The 17034-nt window shown below is 61.4% G+C and carries 15 protein-coding genes and 1 pseudogene; 10 read left to right on the top strand and 6 right to left on the bottom strand.

Annotation, left to right across the window (positions count from 1 at the left end):
* The first annotated feature begins 41 nt into the window (after positions 1-41).
* Entirely contained in the window at positions 42-977 is a 936-nt protein-coding gene (locus AAC126_RS17810; RefSeq protein WP_339855811.1) for a LysR family transcriptional regulator, read from the top strand.
* Here the strand turns inward: AAC126_RS17810 and AAC126_RS17805 are convergent, their stop codons facing one another.
* The 5 genes from AAC126_RS17805 to AAC126_RS17785 all read right to left on the bottom strand — a co-directional run bounded on the left by AAC126_RS17805 (position 978) and on the right by AAC126_RS17785 (position 6797).
* Complete coding sequence (locus AAC126_RS17805) at positions 978-1619, bottom strand: hypothetical protein (protein ID WP_339855809.1); 642 nt, start codon at positions 1617-1619, stop codon at positions 978-980.
* On the bottom strand, positions 1619-3280 hold the full coding sequence (locus AAC126_RS17800) for a transporter substrate-binding domain-containing protein (protein WP_339855807.1): 1662 nt from the start codon (positions 3278-3280) through the stop codon (positions 1619-1621). Before AAC126_RS17800 ends, AAC126_RS17805 begins: the two co-directional genes overlap by 1 nt.
* A complete protein-coding gene (locus AAC126_RS17795; RefSeq protein WP_339855805.1) occupies positions 3270-3980 on the bottom strand; it encodes a methyltransferase in 711 nt (236 codons plus the stop codon). The genes AAC126_RS17800 and AAC126_RS17795 overlap by 11 nt, the downstream gene beginning before the upstream one ends.
* A gap of 3 nt (positions 3981-3983) precedes the next feature.
* On the bottom strand, positions 3984-6098 hold the full coding sequence (locus tag AAC126_RS17790; protein ID WP_339855803.1) for an adenylate/guanylate cyclase domain-containing protein: 2115 nt from the start codon (positions 6096-6098) through the stop codon (positions 3984-3986).
* Between the two features lie 198 nt (positions 6099-6296).
* The gene (locus AAC126_RS17785) at positions 6297-6797 is read right to left on the bottom strand and encodes a PAS domain-containing protein (protein ID WP_339855802.1); all 501 of its coding nucleotides are present in this window, start codon (positions 6795-6797) and stop codon (positions 6297-6299) included.
* A gap of 364 nt (positions 6798-7161) precedes the next feature.
* Here AAC126_RS17785 and AAC126_RS17780 point away from each other — a divergent pair, with 364 nt between their 5' ends.
* From AAC126_RS17780 to AAC126_RS17740, 9 genes are all read left to right on the top strand, one after another.
* Positions 7162-7905 carry a GntR family transcriptional regulator gene (locus AAC126_RS17780; RefSeq protein WP_339855800.1) on the top strand — a complete coding sequence of 248 codons (744 nt, stop codon included), beginning with the start codon at positions 7162-7164 and terminating at the stop codon, positions 7903-7905.
* Between the two features lie 42 nt (positions 7906-7947).
* Complete coding sequence (gene pcaC / locus AAC126_RS17775) at positions 7948-8328, top strand: 4-carboxymuconolactone decarboxylase (protein ID WP_339855798.1); 381 nt, start codon at positions 7948-7950, stop codon at positions 8326-8328.
* Positions 8325-9068 carry a protocatechuate 3,4-dioxygenase subunit beta gene (pcaH, locus tag AAC126_RS17770; RefSeq protein ID WP_339855796.1) on the top strand — a complete coding sequence of 248 codons (744 nt, stop codon included), beginning with the start codon at positions 8325-8327 and terminating at the stop codon, positions 9066-9068. The genes pcaC and pcaH overlap by 4 nt, the downstream gene beginning before the upstream one ends.
* The gene (gene pcaG / locus AAC126_RS17765) at positions 9068-9682 is read left to right on the top strand and encodes a protocatechuate 3,4-dioxygenase subunit alpha (protein ID WP_339855794.1); all 615 of its coding nucleotides are present in this window, start codon (positions 9068-9070) and stop codon (positions 9680-9682) included. Before pcaH ends, pcaG begins: the two co-directional genes overlap by 1 nt.
* A 220-nt stretch (positions 9683-9902) precedes the next feature.
* Positions 9903-10772 carry a xanthine dehydrogenase family protein subunit M gene (locus AAC126_RS17760; protein ID WP_339855792.1) on the top strand — a complete coding sequence of 290 codons (870 nt, stop codon included), beginning with the start codon at positions 9903-9905 and terminating at the stop codon, positions 10770-10772.
* Positions 10773-10776: 4 nt separating this feature from the next.
* On the top strand, positions 10777-11259 hold the full coding sequence (locus AAC126_RS17755) for a (2Fe-2S)-binding protein (RefSeq protein ID WP_339855790.1): 483 nt from the start codon (positions 10777-10779) through the stop codon (positions 11257-11259).
* Positions 11260-11425: 166 nt separating this feature from the next.
* Positions 11426-12652, top strand: a complete 1227-nt coding sequence (locus tag AAC126_RS17750) for an aromatic ring-hydroxylating dioxygenase subunit alpha (protein ID WP_339855788.1) — start codon at positions 11426-11428, stop codon at positions 12650-12652.
* 2 nt (positions 12653-12654) lie between these two features.
* Positions 12655-13731, top strand: a complete 1077-nt coding sequence (locus AAC126_RS17745; protein WP_339855786.1) for a hybrid-cluster NAD(P)-dependent oxidoreductase — start codon at positions 12655-12657, stop codon at positions 13729-13731.
* A gap of 239 nt (positions 13732-13970) precedes the next feature.
* Positions 13971-16223, top strand: a complete 2253-nt coding sequence (locus tag AAC126_RS17740; RefSeq protein ID WP_339855784.1) for a xanthine dehydrogenase family protein molybdopterin-binding subunit — start codon at positions 13971-13973, stop codon at positions 16221-16223.
* Between the two features lie 92 nt (positions 16224-16315).
* On the opposite strand, the pseudogene tcuB reads toward AAC126_RS17740, so the two are convergent.
* Positions 16316-17034: pseudogene (gene tcuB / locus AAC126_RS17735) on the bottom strand (tricarballylate utilization protein TcuB); the annotation flags it as partial.

Genomic DNA, 17034 nt, shown 5'->3' with positions numbered 1-17034 from the left:
GCGCAAAATGCGCCACCCTGTTGCTCTGAGAGGAACACCTGATGATCGAGATCGAGGATATGCGTTGCTTCCTTGAAGTGGTTAAAAGCGGCGGTTTCAACCGGGCTGCGGCTTATCTCGGCATATCAAAATCCATCGTCAGCCGCCGTATCGCCCGGATCGAGGCGGATCTCGGCACCGTATTGCTGAACCGGACCACGCGCGGGGTCAGCCCGACCGAGCCCGGGCTTGAATTCACCATGCGCTGCGAACGCATTCTCGCGGAATATGACGATGCCCGGGAAGCCGTTGCCCAGCATAGCGGGGACGTGGTCGGCTGCCTGCGCCTGTCAGCCCCGCTGTCTTTCGGCACGCGGCATGTCGTGCCTGTCCTCTCCGAGCTGGCAAAGCGTCATCCCCGGCTCGAAATAGATGTCTCCTTCAGCGACCGGAAGGTCGATCTGATCGCCGAGCGGTTCGATGCCGCGATCCGCATCGGCACATTGCAGGATTCCAGCCTGATCGCCCGCCGGATCGGTCCCGCCCGCTCTGTTCTGGTCGCCAGTCCCGATTATCTCGACCGCCGGGGCCGGCCGGAAAAACCGGCGGATCTGACGAGCCATGACTGCCTGATCTATACCGGCAGCTCCGATCCGGACATCACCCTCCGCAACGGCGACCGGTGGGTTTCCGTCCGCCCGTCAGGCCGGTTGAGATCGGATAATGGAGATGCCCTGCTCGCCTGGGCCATTGAGGGGCTGGGCATTACGGGCGGTCCCACCTTCATGCTGTCCAACGCCCTCGAAAGCGGCGCCGTCGAGCCGGTGCTGGCGGACTTCCCCCTCGCGGAGCACGGCATCTACGTGATCCGGCCGCCGGGAGCGAATGTGCCCGGCAAGGTACGCGTGCTGATCGATATCCTGGTCGAGCATTTCGGCGGCGCGCCGCACTGGGACCGCTGCCTGATGCATCCGGAGCAGAGCGGGATCAGCCTCTAGTCAGCCGGCCGGTACTGCATAACGGCCAAGCTGACGCTGCAACCGCCGCATCAGGAAGAAACCGAGTTGCAGGGTCAGTCCGAAGCAGAGAATACCAATGGCGAACAGGACCATCTTGTCCGCAAGCGAGGTCATCGGCGCCGCGGCCCTCAGGATGACGGCAATCCCCTCGTTCACACCAATGGCGGCACCGGTGCTGGAAGACATGACCAGCACGAAGAAGGCCCGGGTGATGTTCGGCAGGAACAGCAGTGCCCCCAGCATCGAGCCCCGGCGCAACTGCATCACCGCCTCGATCCCATTATCCACCACATAAGACGCGGAATAGGGCACGAGGGAAAGCGCCACCGCCATCAGAGGCGACGGCGCCAGGCCGAAGCTCATCTCCCCGATGGTGATCGCTGTCCCGCTCGGGATGGCATTCAGCAGGAAGAACATGACGACAAAGGTCGGTGCTGCCCGCATCACCCCGACCAGAGTGGCGACAATCACCTTGAGAATACCGCCCGAGAGGCTGAGCAGGCAGAGCAAACCGCCAAGAACGAGGCCAACGACCAGCGCGATGAAGGCTATCTCGAAATTGACCACCATGCCGGCGAGCAACTGCGGCAGGAACTGGGACAGATCCGGAAACTGGCTCATCACGCGTGCCTCCTTTCAAGAACCACCCGCAACCGGCCACACAGCCAGACCACGACCATGACGACGAGAACGTAGAAGATCAGCAGCATCGTATAGGTCGTCGCCCTGCCGCTTGCGAAGGAGGTGATGTCCGTCAGGGCACTCAGCAGCTCCGGCGCACCAATGAAAGCAGCGACAGGCGTGCCTTTTGCCGCATTGATCAGGAAGGAGACGATCTGGGTGGCCGACCGGCTCACCGCACGGCCGAACAGCTGGGTTTCGGGAATATCCTTGCCCGCGTTCTCCGCATGCAGCGTGTGCATCGCCTCGCCGATGGCCTGTCCCGCATTACTGCCGTTCATCAGGCCAAGCGCCACGATCGCGGCGCCAATCGCAACCACGGAGGAATAGGTGAAGAATTCCTGCGCCACAGCCGCCGCAATCACCACGGTGAGCACCACAGGAGAGGATTGCAGGATCACTGTCAGGGCATGAAAGACCCATTGAACGACGGGATTTTCCGAGCTTTGCAACGCGCCCAGAAGGAGGGCAAAAAACAGCGTCGCGCCGAGCGCGCCAACAACCAGATAAAGCGAATTGACGACGCCGCTCTGGAACAGGGTCCATGCCGGCATTGTCTTGAACATCGGCAGGGACACGGACAGCCCGGTATTGTCGGTTATCCATTGTTCCACCGCGACGATATTACCGATAAACGGTGTCGGCTCCAGAGCCGCATCGAGCGGCGGCAGGATGCATGCCGGGTCCGTGTTGCCTTCGACTGTATTGCATTCCGGCCTGGCCCAGACCTCTTTCTGGCTTTCCAGAAAACCGGCCGCAATCTTGTTCTTCCGGCCATTCTCCAGAAAGACGCCCGTGCGGTGGAAGGTCTGGCTCATCAGGTCGAGCACCTGTGCCAGCCTGTCACTGCCGGTGCGCGCCACCGCCATGCCCCACGGCACTTGCGCGAAACCGAATTTAGGCTCGAAACGGCGGGCGAAATCCTCATCCGTGAAGTAGGAGGCGAAGAAACTGTTGTCCTGTGCCGCCAGCATGCAGGTCTCATCCGCGAGGCGCACAGGAAGCACGGTCGCCTCCTCGAACAGCATGAGGCGGGCCTGGTGGGAGATCATCTGGGCGTTGGAGCCATTGCCTATCGTCACGCAGATACTGTGCCCGGCAATATCCTTCCAGCCTGCCACCTTCAGCTCTTTCGGCCCGATCAGAACGGTCTCGGACTGGTAATAATGCGGACGGATGAAGCGGGCCTGACCGTCGCGCTGGGTGTTGTGGCCCATGGTCGCCAGAACCACATCGATCTTGTCTTCATCCAGCAGGACGATACGGGTCGCCGCCTTCACCCGGATGAAGACCGGCTCGACCCCCAGCCTTGATGCAACAGCGCGGGCAACGTCCACGTCATAGCCAAAACGCTCATCACCTTTGCGCGTGCCGAACAACGGATATTTTTCGCGAATGCCCGCCCGGATCTGGCCGTCACAGAAGATCCGTATCAGACGATCGATTTCGGGCTTCTCACAGGTCCCGGGCGTTTCAGCCTCGATACGGGCCTCACCGATCAGGCGCGTCAGTGCCGCATCAGGTGTTTCCACCAATGCCGGAACCATCATGGCCGTCAGAAACCCGGCGACCAGCCCCAGTAAGCGCCAATCATGCATCATTCGAGACCTGCCCTTTGCCGGCAATTTCAACGACATGCATATCGGCAAATGTGTAGGGGCCATAACGGTGCACTGATTTCCCCTTCTCCGCCAACAGGATCTGCGGGGTCATCAGGGCGAGCTTTTCAGGCGGTATCGACACGAGAACCGTCGCGACGACTTGAAGAGAGAGACCATATTCAGCGGCAATCGCCTGCGAGGCATCGAGGCCGACAAAACCATTATGGGTGATGATCGCCCGGCCGCCCTCGGCCAGATGTCCGCTCAAGCCGTGCAGAAAGGGGTCGAGCAGCCTGCGGCCGTTCGGACCACCGGCGCTCCAGGTGGTGTGCCGCCCCGGCACTTCGTGGTCTTCCATCGCAAAATGCGGCAAGTTGGCCGCGATAAGATCGAAGCGGCGGCCTGTCACCGGCTGCCACATGTTGCCCTGATGGATCTTGCCCAGCTTGCCATGCCCCAGTTCCTGAAGCAGGAACGTGCCGGCGGCAACGGCGTCATCCTCAACATCGATTCCGCACAGGGATGCAGCACCAAGGTCGGCCAGTGCGGCAAGTATCACGCCGCTTCCGGATCCCATTTCCAGCACGTTCTTACCGCGGACCCGGTCCCTGTCACATTGCAGGGCATGGATCAGGGCCGCCGTATATTCACTCGGTCGAAGCGCAGGCGGCGCCACGGTAAACTCTTTGTATTCAGGCATAGTTCAATCCGAAATTTCTTTGGATTCACTCAATTTTGGTGCCGCGGGGGCGAGCCTCCGCGCCATTTCACGTGCCACTGTATCATCCGGATATTCGGCCAGGATTGCCTCGTAGCGTTCCAGTGCGAGCTCCAGATCCTCCGCGACCAGCGCCACATAGGCGTCGCGCGTCATCTCGCAAAGCCGCACAAGCTGCGCATCGGGCTCGAACGCGGCTTCCAGATCGTAAGCGCCGACCAGCTCGTAGATCGGCACCTTGGACCGGCGTCCCTTGACAGCGACCTCGTCGATCGGCCGGACGCACAGCCGGTCACCGGCTTCCTTGAACACTGTGTGGCTGATGCAGATCCGTGTTCCGTAATCCTTGTTGATACCTTCCAGCCGGGAAGCAATGTTCACGCCATCGCCCATGACCGTGTAGTTCATCCGGTCCGAGGACCCGATATTGCCGACCAGAACCGCATCGCTGTGAATGCCGATGCGGATGTTCAGCGGCAACATCCCCTGGGCTTTCCACTCCGCGTTCATACGGGCCATTTCATGCTGAATTCTGAGGGCTGCGAAACAGGCATGCATGGCATGATCGTCCAGCCGGTTCGGCGCGCCCCAGAACGCCATCACGCCGTCACCGATGAACTTGTCGATGGTTCCCTGTTCCTGCTTGATCGCCCGGGTCACGGTCTCGAGATAGACCGAAACCCGCTGCAGGAGCTGTTTCGACGGTGTGGATTCCGACAGTGTCGAGAAGCCCTCGATATCGGAGAAAAATATGGTGAGGAATTTGTTGTAGCCGCCAAGCGCCAGTTTCTGATCGGTGTCGAGAAGCTGCCGCACCAGATCGACCGGCACGAAGGACGCGAAGGATTTAACCGTCGTATCGAGCGTGTCAATCGCACGCCCTAGCAGGGCGACCTCCCGGATCGGGGTTTGCAGCGCCAGCGGGCTCTCTACGTCCAGATCCTTGATCCGCGTCACCTTCACCGCGAGCCTCTCAAGCGGTGCAGAGATCACGCCCGAGAGGAAGTAGATGATGATGATCTGCACCAGGATGGCGATCAGACCGAAGATGAAAAGCTGCCTGTTCCGCTCTTCCAGTGTGCCGGTGAAGTCGGAGAACGGCGTGACGACGAACAATTGCCATGCCTTGCCGAAAGACGGCGGGAATGTCGTCAGGCTGGCAACATAGTCCCTGCCATCATGCTCAAAGACATACATCCCCTCGCTGTCGCGCGGCCTCAAGCTGAAGGCAATCGCCGGCAGATCGTCATCGAGCGATGTCACATGCATCAGCTCGGGGCGGCCGCTTCGGCTGCCATAGGTCTTTTGCTGACGCGAATTGGCGATCACACCGCCCTGATGATCCAGAATGAAGGAGATTGTCCCCGCGCTAATCTTGCTCTCGGCCAGATAGTCCGACAGGCCGTCCAGGGTGATGTCAGCGGCGGCAACGCCGCGCAGATTACCATCCGCTCCGTAAAAAGGCGCGCCGACGGTGAAGCCGACAAGATCCAGCACGGCGAAAACATCGACATCACTGACGGATAGCCCGCCCGACGCCAGTGCCGTCTCATACCAGAGCCGGCCGCGCGGATCGTAGGAGGTGCCTTTGTCGGACCGGCCAATCTCCCGGCGTTCCTTATCAAGGAAAATATAATGATCGGTCGGCTCCTGACCGGGGGCGCGCGTGATCCAGCGATCGGCATATCGCGTCTCCGGAGGCGGCAGCTTGCCTTGCACCTCGACGGCCGGATCGATCTGTCGGGCCTGCCGGAAAGAGCCGTCTTCCAGCCCGATATAGGCGCTGATGATCACGTCGCTATGCTGGAGGATGCTGTGAAGATAGGTGATCGACCCGTTATCTTCGTAGAATGAAGGCAACTCGCCGCCCAGTGTCGCGGCACTGCGCACCAGCGACTTAATCGGCTCGAACAATTGCTCCATATTGTCGATAGCTTCGTTGTTGAAGCGGAGCAGCAGCTTCTCCGCATAGGCGTGCGCCGCTTCCTGATTGGAAACGTAATTCACCGCAACGATGCTCAGGAACACCGGCAATGTCAGGATGATGAACAGCGTCAGAATGACTGGCCGCAGGCGCAAATTCATTGTCGAGAGGCTCATTTAAAGCTCGCAAGTTGGCCCGGCAATGCGATCTAACGCATGACAGTTCAATAGTTTTTCCTAACGGAAGGACTATTCACGAAAGCCTTCGGAGCGTCAACGCGGGTACGGCAGCCCCGCTCCTGCATGGATATTGCCCTCAGCCTTCCCGTGTGGACGTTCCCTGTTTCCCCAGACTCGGGCTCTGACGCTGGACCTTTAAAATAACCGCCGGGAGACAGTCCGGCGTTCCTGAACAGCGACGACCAGACCAACAATGACATCGACGTTCTGATGGTCACTGGCAAACGGGGCCATCAGCCGGGCAATCTTCATGAACTCCCGATCCGGCAGCTTGATGCTGGAGACTTCATAGCGCGGCAGCTTGTCCTGCATGATCTCGTGATAAAGCACGCCAAGCTGCTCTGCCTGCTCTTTCGAATAGATATCCCGGTACAGACAATTTTTCAGAAAGCGGCCTGCAAGCTCCGAAACATTGGCGCCGACAAGCCGGTACCAGGGATCAAAAACGCCGTCTCTATAGAGCTCCGCGATCGCAATTTTACCGATATGCGGCCAGATCTCGACCGGATCAATCTGGCGCCGCGCCGGAAGCGCGCCATTTTCTCCGGCAAGGCGCAGCCAATATTCATAAAAGTCGCGGATAGCCGGATCGGTGCCATCCAGATCCTCTCGTCCCCTGACAATTTGAAGTGTCATTCAGTTCCGCCCACGGCCGCTGGCCCATGATTTACAATGCAGTTTTGAGATCTTCCCGATATTGCTCCCTCTCTTACTTCGTTACCCCTTGTCTTCGCATCGCGCGCCGTCTCTACAAGAGCAGGAACCGGCTCTATCCATACCACGCTTTATTCCAGACAAAACACACAGGGGTAATCATTACATTCGGTGATGCCCCACAGGATGGACGATATGCTCCGGCAAACAAAAAGCGATGTGTATACAGAAAAGGAAAAAATACCCTCGAAACATGGAAACAAGGCACTAAAATTAAGCATTCTGTATACAGGTGCTAATTGAACGAATATCATCCCGCATAGTTCAAACTACCCGGCGCACCCCGATGATGCAGAGCGAAGGCCAGGAACGGACGCAAAGTCAGTCTGAGCGCGCGCTCTTCGGAATCCGTGAACTTCTGTTTTCCGGGGTGTTCGAGCCCGGCGCCCGATTGAGCGAGCCCGCCATTGCCGAGCGGCTGCAGCTTTCCCGCACTCCGGTCCGTGCCGCCCTTGCCCGGCTGGAGCAGGAAGGCGCGGTCGACGCCATTCCGTCCGGCGGCTTTGCCGTCCGCAAATTCGCGACCGACGACATTCTGGATGCCATAGAACTGCGCGGCGTGCTTGAGGGCACCGCTGCCCGTCTTGCCGCCGAACGCGGCATCTCCCCGGCACAGATCATGGCTTTCAGGACATTGCTGTCGGAGATCGACGCGCTGCTTCAGGCCACAGGCAACGATCTCGATCATGATGCCTATACCGCCTGCAATGCTGCATTCCATGCTCTGGTGAGAGAAAGCTGCGGCAGTTCGGTGATTGCCCGGGAAATAGACCGGCTGACGGCTCTGCCTTTCGCCAGCCCGAACGCGCTTCTCATGGTGCAGCGTGACCTGCCGGAATTTCATGGCTCTCTGGTGCTCGCCCAATCGCAGCACCGGGCCATCGTGAACGCTATCGAATTGCGGGAGGGCAGCCGGGCCGAGGCCCTCGCCCGCGAGCATGCCCGCCTTGCCCGGCGCAATCTCGAAGTCGCCATGAATGACGACCGCATCAAGGCCCGCTATCCCGCCCTCACCCTGGTGACGGCGTGAGCAAACAAAACAGAAACCATCACATCGGGAAGAGACGACGCTATGAGTGAACGCTTTGACAATGGCATGAAAATCCGCCGTTCGGTGCTGGGCGACGCCCATGTGGACCGGGCGGAAGCGGCGAAGACGGCATTCGACGAGCCGTTCCAGAGCTTCATCACCGAAGGTGCCTGGGGCACGGTCTGGGCCAGCGACAAGCTGACAAAGCGCGAACGCTCGATGATCACGCTCGCCCTGCTGGCAGCCCTCGGCCAGTGGGACGAGGTTGCCATGCATGTCCGCGCCTCCGCCAATACCGGGGCCAGCCCGGAAGATCTCCGGGAAGCGATGATGCATGTCGCCGTCTATGCCGGCGTTCCGGCGGCGAACCACGCGCTGAAAATCATCAAGAAGACGTATGGAGAGATGGGAGTGGAAATATGAGCCTCAGCAACCAGAAGCCGGCCGGCGGGTTCTTCGCCCGTGACCGGGCCTGGCAGCCGGAAGCGCTGACCCCGCAATACAAGACATCGGTCGTACGCTCGCCAAGCCGGGCGCTGCTGTCCATGCCGCAGACCCTGAGCGAAGTGACCGGCCCTGTCTTCGGCCAGAACATGATCGGGCCACTGGATAACGACCTGATCCTGAATTTTGCCAAGTCGGGGGAAAGCGCCATTGGCCCGCGCATCATCGTCTATGGCCGCGTGCTGGACGAGAGCGGACGCGGCGTGCCGAACGTGCTGGTGGAATTCTGGCAAGCCAATGCCGGCGGCCGCTACCGGCACGCCAAGGAAGGCTATATCGCGCCGCTGGATCCGAATTTCGGCGGCTGCGGACGTACCATCACCGGCGAGGATGGCTCTTATGAATTCCGCACCGTGCAGCCTGGTCCCTACCCCTGGCCAAACGGGGGCAATGACTGGCGACCGGCGCATATCCATTTCTCGCTGTTCGGGCAGGGCTTTGCCCAGCGGCTGATCACGCAGATGTATTTCGAGGGCGACCCGATGATCTGGAAATGCCCGATCGTCGATACCGTGCCGCACCGCGAGGGTATCGAGAGTCTGATTGCCTTGCTCGACATGGAAAACACGGTGCCGATGGATGCCCGTGCCTACAAATTCGACATGGTGCTGCGCGGCAAGCGCTCGACCCTGTTCGAGAACAAGCTGGAGGGGAACTGATGCAGTCGCTCAACCGTCTGAAGGAAAGCCCGAGCCAGACCGCGGGCCCCTATGTTCATATCGGCTGCGTGCCGAACTTCTGCGACATCAAGGGCGTCTACCCCGAAGATCTCGGCAGCTCCATGGTCAACGAGAACACCAGGGGCGAACGGATCAGCATTTCCGGCATCGTCTATGACGGCACCGGCACGCCGCTGAAAGACGCCATGATCGAGATCTGGCAGGCCGACGCGGACGGGCTGTATCCCAGCCCGGAGGAACATCGCGGCACGGCCGATTCGAATTTCACCGGCTGGGGTCGCAAGGCAGGCGATTACGCGACCGGCGAGTGGGTGTTCGAGACCATCAAGCCCGGTGCCGTACCCTTCCCCGACGGCCGCATGATGGCACCGCATATCAGTCTTTGGATCGTCGCGCGCGGCATCAATATCGGTCTGCAGACCCGGCTGTATTTCGAGGACGAGGCGGACGCCAACGCGAAAGACCCGATCCTGACACGGCTGGAACACCAGAACCGGGTACCCACCCTGATCGCCAGGAAGACCGGAGACGGCGCCTACCGGTTCGATATCCATCTGCAGGGCGATAAAGAAACGGTGTTTTTCGACTTCTGAGCCACACGCGCCCCTCCGGATATGGGGCAAAAACATTGGACACAGGCGGGCAGGACAGACTCTTGCCCGCCGTGCACAGGACTGGTCCCGCGCGTCGGGGTTGTTCAGAGCCCCTCCTGCCGTGTAGCCTTCCTGAATACGCGCATCGGAAGAAAACGCCCCCGGCCAATGTGGTGGCGGAACCGGCATGCGGAACGGGAACGACGCTGGGAACATCTTTATGACAGATATCCAATATATGGCGCCGTCGACGCTTGATGAAGCGATCGGCGCTTACGCTGCGGCGAATGGCGCCGCGCGCATTCTGGCTGGCGGCACCGACCTGCTGGTGCAGATGCGGGCAGGCATGGTCAAGCCGGGTCTGATCGTCGACATCAAGAAGGTCGCGGAACTGAACGCAATCGAACAGACGCCGGAGGGTGGCTTCAGGATCGGCGCCGCTGTACCCGGCGCCGTTCTGGAAGAGCATCCGACTTTCGGCAAAGTCTGGCCCGGTGTGCTTGAAGGTCTCAACCTGATCGGATCGACGCAGGTTCAGGGCCGCGCTTCCGCCGGCGGCAATCTCTGCAATGGCTCGCCCGCCGCCGACAGCATTCCCGGCCTGGTCGCCGCCGGTGCGATTGCCACGGTGCAGGGCCCGAACGGCCGCCGCGACATTCCGGTCGAGCAGGTCCCGACCGGCCCGGGCAAAACCAGCCTCGCCCCCGGCGAAATTCTGGTCAGCTTCACGCTGCCGCCGCGCCCCGCACATTCCAGCGACGCCTATCTGCGGATGATCCCGCGCACGGAAATGGATATCGCCGTCGTCGGCTGCGGTGTCAGCCTGACGATGGATGGCGATACCTGCATCGCCGCCCGTGTCGGCCTCGGCGCCGTCGCCCCGACCGTGCTGCTGGTCGAGGATGCCGCCAAGGCCCTGATCCTCACCAAGCTGGATGATGCCGCACTGGAGAAGGCCGCTGCCGCATGCAGCGCCGCCTGTAATCCGATCGACGACAAACGCGGCACCATTGCCTATCGCACAAAAGTAGCGGGCGTGCTGCTGAAGCGCACCACCGCCATCGCCGCCGAACGCGCCAAGAGAGGCTGAGAACATGGCCAAGATGCATGTCACCACCACCATCAATGGCGAGCCGACGGAATTCCTCTGCGAGCCTAACGAAACCATGCTGGACGTGCTCCGGGACAATCTCGGCATGACCGGTTCCAAGGAAGGTTGCGGCTCCGGCGATTGCGGCGCCTGCAGCGTCACCCTGGACGACCGTCTGGTCTGCTCCTGCCTGATGCTGGCCGCCGAGGCCGAAGGCCATGAGATCCGCACCATCGAAGGGCTGTCCCAGGGCGAGAAGCTTCATCCGCTCCAGGAGAAATTCCTGGAGATGGCCGCCCTGCAATGCGGCATCTGCACACCGGGTGTTCTGGTGGCAACGGACGCCCTGCTGAAGAAAAACCCGAACCCGAGCGAGACCGAAGTCCGGTACTGGCTCGCGGGTAATCTCTGCCGCTGCACCGGCTACGACAAGATCGTCCGCGCCGTTCTGGAAACTGCCGCAGAGATGCGCGGCGCGGCCGAATAAAGACCTGAATGGCACAGCCGCCGCGGGCGCGAAAAGACGCTCCGCGGCGGCTACCTTAAAACATTTTTCGAATGTTTATTTTGCGACGCAGCAATGTCGTTCAGATGACGAATGCTGCCCTCTTTCCCGTGCTCTAATTCCATCGTTCAAGGTGCGAGGATGAGAGATGAGCGCGCGGAATTATATGCTGGCCCTGCTGGCCCAGCAACGAAGCGGCCACAGTCTGGCCCAGCCATTCTACGGCGACCCGGACATCTTCCGGCTCGACATGGAGCAGATCTGGTACCGCGAGTGGTTGTTCGCGATCCCGGCCTGTGAGCTGGCGAAGCCCGGCAGCTACGTCACCCACAAGGTCGGCGATTACCGTGTCATCATCGTGCGCGGCGCGGACAACGTCATCCGGGCCTTCCACAATACCTGCCGGCATCGCGGATCGATCATCTGCAAGGCCGCCAAGGGCAATATTCCCAAGCTGGTCTGTCCCTATCATCAATGGACCTACGAGCTTGACGGCAAGCTGCTCTGGGCACGCGATATGGGGCCTGATTTCGATGCCTCGCAACACGGCCTCAAGCCGGTACATTGCCGCGACCTCGCCGGTCTTATCTATATCTGCCTCGCCGAGGATGCGCCGGATTTCGCCCCGTTCGCCGATCTCGTCACGCCTTATCTCGCCCCGCATGATCTGAGCAACGCCAAGGTCGCGCATGAGAGCAGCATCATCGAGAACGGCAACTGGAAGCTGGTCTGGGAGAATAACCGCGAGTGCTATCACTGCAGCGGAAACCATCCGAGCCTGTGCCGCACCTTCCCGGAAGATCCGACACTGTTCGGCTCTGACGGGGCCTCCCTGCAATTGCAAGAGCATGTGGCGCGCATGGAGGCTCAGGGAATCCCCTCCCGCTTCGAGATGTCCGCCAATATGCAATACCGGATGTCCCGGATGCCGCTGATTGAAGGGGCCGAGAGTTACACCATGGACGGAAAGGTCGCGGTCAGCCGCTTCCTCGGCCGGGTCTCGGACAAAACGGCGGGCACGCTGCTGAAATTCCACTATCCGACGACCTGGAACCATTTCCTCGCCGATCATTCCATCGTCTTCCGGGTGACCCCGATCAGCCCGACCGAAACAGAGGTCACCACCAAGTGGCTGGTCAACAAGGACGCGGTCGAGGGTCAGGATTACGATCTGCAGCGCCTGACCGAAGTCTGGACTGCCACGAATGACGAAGACCGCCGCGTAGTCGAGGACAACCAGCAGGGCATCAACTCGCCGGCTTATGAACCGGGCCCCTACTCCCCCACTCAGGAAGGCGGCGTGATTTCCTTTGTGGACTGGTACCGCAACACCATGGGTGACCGGCTGCGTCCGACCATGATGGCGGCGGAATAATCATGGCCGTGCCATCCCCCATTCTGGATGCCGGTGTGTGGCATGACAGCGAGCCGCTGGAATGCGTCTCCGTGCTGCCGGAAGCGCCGCATACCGCGACCTTCACCTTCCGGGCCCCGTCCGGAGCCCTGTTCGACTTTCAGGCCGGTCAGTTCCTGACGCTTGAGATTCCGACTCCCGGCGGCCCGATCCACCGGACCTACACGATCTCTTCCTCGCCCTCCCGGCCACGGTCGATCTGCATCACCGCCAAGGCACAGGACAACAGCGTTGGCACCCGCTGGATGATCGACAATCTCGGCCCCGGCGAGAGAATCAAGGCCATCGGCCCCGCCGGCCTGTTCTGCATGTCCCAGCATCCGGCGAAGAAATATCTCTTCATCTCCGCCGGCTCGGGCATCACGCCGATGATGTCCATGACGACCTATATGTACGATCTCGGCACCGAGCCGGATGTGGTGCTGATCAACTGCGCCCGCCGTCCGTCGGAGATCATCTTCCGCGAACGGCTGGAGCATATGGCCAGCCGGGTGCCGGGCATCGACCTGAAATTCGTCGTCAAGGAGCCGGACCGCTACCGGCCCTGGACCGGCTATCAGGGCATGTTCAACCAGCTCATGCTCGGCCTGATGACGCCGGATTATCTTGAGCGCGAGGTGTTCTGCTGCGGTCCTGAATCCTTCATGCAGTCGGTGCGCGACGCGCTCGCGGGCTTCGGCTTCGACATGGAGCATTACCATCAGGAAAGCTTCCAGGCGCCCGTCGCCAAGGAAGAGGACATCCCGGAGCACGACGACACCGTCCCCGAGGAAGGCGCCAAAGCGGAGATCGTCTTCGCCAGCTCCGGCGTCACCGGACATTGCGCGGAGACAGACACCGTGCTCGCCGCCGCCAAGGCTTCCGGGCTCAACATCCCCTCGGGCTGTACCTTCGGCGTTTGCGGCACATGCCGGATCAAGAAGCTCTCCGGCGAGGTGCACATGGTGCATAACGGCGGTATCTCGGAAGACGATATCGAAGCCGGTTACATCCTTGCCTGCTGCTCAAATCCGATCGGCCGGATCGAGGTGGAAGTCTAGGGCTTCCAGGGGCCGGGGCGCCTTTATCCCGGGCATCCATCCAGCCATTGCGTAAATCGGCACATTCCCTTCGCGCTCCCGACCTTGTTCAGGAGCGCGAAGAGCGTGTACGCTTTCTCCAGTGAAAAATGAATTGCGGCAGGATTGCCCGCCAGCCATTGGCCGGGCGGTCCGCCAGCCGGGAAAACAGCCGGGACGAACGGGGCGGCAGAAAGCTCCGGACGGCAGGGAGAGCCAGCATGAACGAGATGACAAACAAATGGATCGGCAAGAGCACGATCCGTCCGGACGGTGCCGAAAAGGTGACCGGAAAGGCCGCCTACGCGGCGGACACCAGCATGCCCGGGATGATCTGGGGCAAGGTGCTGCGCAGCCCGCACCCGCATGCGATCATCCGCTCGATCGACACTTCCAAAGCCGAGGCGCTGCCCGGTGTGAAAGCCGTGGTGACAGCAGCCGACATGGTCGAATTTCCGGTCGACACGCCCGTGCCGCTCGGCATTCAGGACATGCGCTGGATGGCCCGCAATATCCTGGCCCACGAAAAAGCCCTGTTCCATGGCCATCCGGTAGCCGCCGTTGCCGCAACCTCCGGCGCCATCGCCGAGGAAGCCTGCAAGCTGATCGAGGTGGATTACGAGGTCCTGCCCTGGGCCATCGAAATCGACGACGCCATCGCCGACGATGCGCCGATCCTGCATGATTTCGTCGAGTTCGAGGGCAAGCCGTCCAACATCGCCGGCACGCTGGAGCACAAGCTCGGCGATCTCGACGCCGGTTTTGCCGAAGCGGACGTGGTGATCGAGCGCAGCTTCGAGACCCGCCCGGTTCACCAGGGCTATATCGAGCCTCACGCCTGTCTGGTCAGCGTTGCCGCCGACGGCAAGGCGACGATCTGGAGTTCCAGCCAGGGCCAGTTCATGGTTCGCGCCATGACCGCCTTCCTCACCGGTATTCCGCAGAGCAGTATCCGGGCGATCCCGGCGGAAATCGGCGGCGGTTTCGGCGGCAAGACCATCGTCTATCTGGAGCCGGTCGCCACCATACTGGCGAAGAAATCCGGCCGTCCGGTGAAGATCGTCATGAGCCGCGAGGACGTGATGCGGGCAACCGGCCCGACCTCCGGCTCCAAGAGCATTGTGAAGATCGGCGCCAAGAAGGACGGCACCATCGTCGCCGGACAGGGCACCTACTGGCTCCAGGCAGGCGCCTTCCCGGGCTCCCCGATCCGGGGCGCGGCGGGTTGCGCCTTCGCACCGTACGACATTCCGAACGTGCATACCTTCGGCTATGACGTCGTCTCCAACCGCTCCAAGGTCGCGGCCTACCGCGCACCGGGCGCCCCGATCGGCGCCTATGCGGTCGAATGCGTGCTGGACGAGGTCGCGGAAGCCATCGGCATGGACCCGCTGAAATTGCGCCTGAAAAACGCCGCCAAACAGGGCACCAAGGCAGCCCATGGCCCGGTTTATCCGGTGATCGGCTATGCCGAAACCGTGCGCGCCGCGATCGACCATCCGCATTACAAGGCCCCGCTCGGCAAGTTTCAGGGCCGGGGTGTTGCCAGCGGCTACTGGTTCAATGCCGGCGGTGAATCCAGTGCCCAGGTGAACATCACCGAGGACGGCAATGTCGTCGTCACGACGGGGCATCCGGATATCGGCGGCTCCCGTGCGTCCATCGCCAACATCACGGCGGAACTGCTCGGCATCGACTACAAGCAGGTCAACGTGCTGATCGGCGACACAGCCACCATCGGCTACAGCAACCTGACCGGCGGCAGCCGTGTGCTGTTCGCCTCCGCCATGGTGGTCACCCAGTCGGCGGAAAAGGTGATCGAGGATCTGAAGAGCCGGGCCGCGAAACTCTGGGGCATCGATCCGGAAGCGGTCATCTGGGAAGGCGGCGAAGCACGCCCCGCCGGCCCGAATGCAGGCAAGTTCCCGGCGTTGACGCTGAAAGAACTGGCCGACAAAGCCACGGCGACCGGCGGTCCGATCGGTGCGGGCACCCAGCTCAACACCACCGGGGCCGAAGGCGGTTTCGCCACCCATGTCTGCGATGTCGAAGTCGATGTGGAGCTCGGGATCGTCCGTGTCGTCCGCTACACCTCGTTCCAGGATGCCGGCCGTGCGATCCACCCGGCCTATGTCGAGGGCCAGATGCAGGGCGGCGCCGCCCAGGGCATCGGCTGGGCCCTGAATGAGGAATACATCTACAACAAGGACGGCAAGGTCGATAACGCGGGCTTCCTCGACTACCGGATGCCGGTCTGCTCCGACCTGCCGATGCTGGACAACGTGATCATCGAAGTGCCGAACCCGGCACATCCGCAAGGCGTGCGCGGCGTCGGTGAAGTCCCGCTGGTGCCGCCGCTCGCGGCCATCGCCAACGCGGTTCACAACGCCCTCGGCCAGCGCTTCTACAGCCTGCCGATGTCCCCGCCGAAGGTCCTTGCACAGCTCGACGCGACGAAGCTCGCGGCTGAGTAAGCAATCACGACAAACCGAGAAAGCCCCGCATCAATGATGCGGGGCTTTTTCTATGTGTACCGAGGCGTAACGGGCCTTCAAGAAGACTGAAATCAGATTTTTTGCTGTGCGTCCCGCACCAGTGCCGCCAGCCTGAAGAAGCCGTGCACCATCTTTGAGTAGGGGGCCAGTAGGAAGAAAGTCAGCACGGCACCGAGATGCAGTGGCAGCAGCACGGAGACCGCAGCCGTGCCGGTCGCGGCATAGAGGGCGAGACCACTGCCGCCAGTGAAGCTCAGCAGCAGCACGAAGGCCATCTCGCCACCCCAGAGCGCGGGTGCACCGAGGTCCTTCTCGCCGCGCGTCTTCAGCACCGCCATGCCGAGGCCGCCGAGGGTCAGCAGCAGACCGCCCGGGATACCAAGCAGCTTGGGCAGGGAGAACAGCCCGTAAGGTGCAGGCATATCGAGGAGATAATGCATCAGAGTGGCCGAACCGGTTGAGGCGAAGCAGAGCAGGAAGCCGTACATCACTGCCTGATGGTGCCAGCGGCGAACATTGGTGAAGCGGTCGCCCTTCTCGAAATTGCAGCCTTCCGCCGCACCTCCGGAAAGGTTCTTCAGCTTGGCCGCGTCGGCGAAAGCCGCCTTAAGATGTGCCAGGCTGACCGGTTTTCCGCCAACTTCCTTCCAGTAGGCACGCAAGCCGACGAAAATCGCCAGCAACGGCAGCAGGAAGGCCGGGGTGAAAATCGACACCATGATGGTGTGGGACATCACGGCGTAGAAGCCTTCCCCACCGGCGGGCTTCAGTGCCTGCGCCGCCCAGAACA

Origin of the sequence: uncultured Nisaea sp. (assembly GCF_963974195.1) — a bacterium.
Taxonomy (GTDB): Bacteria; Pseudomonadota; Alphaproteobacteria; order Thalassobaculales; family Thalassobaculaceae; genus Nisaea.
This window is presented reverse-complemented; position numbering and strand designations above follow the sequence as displayed.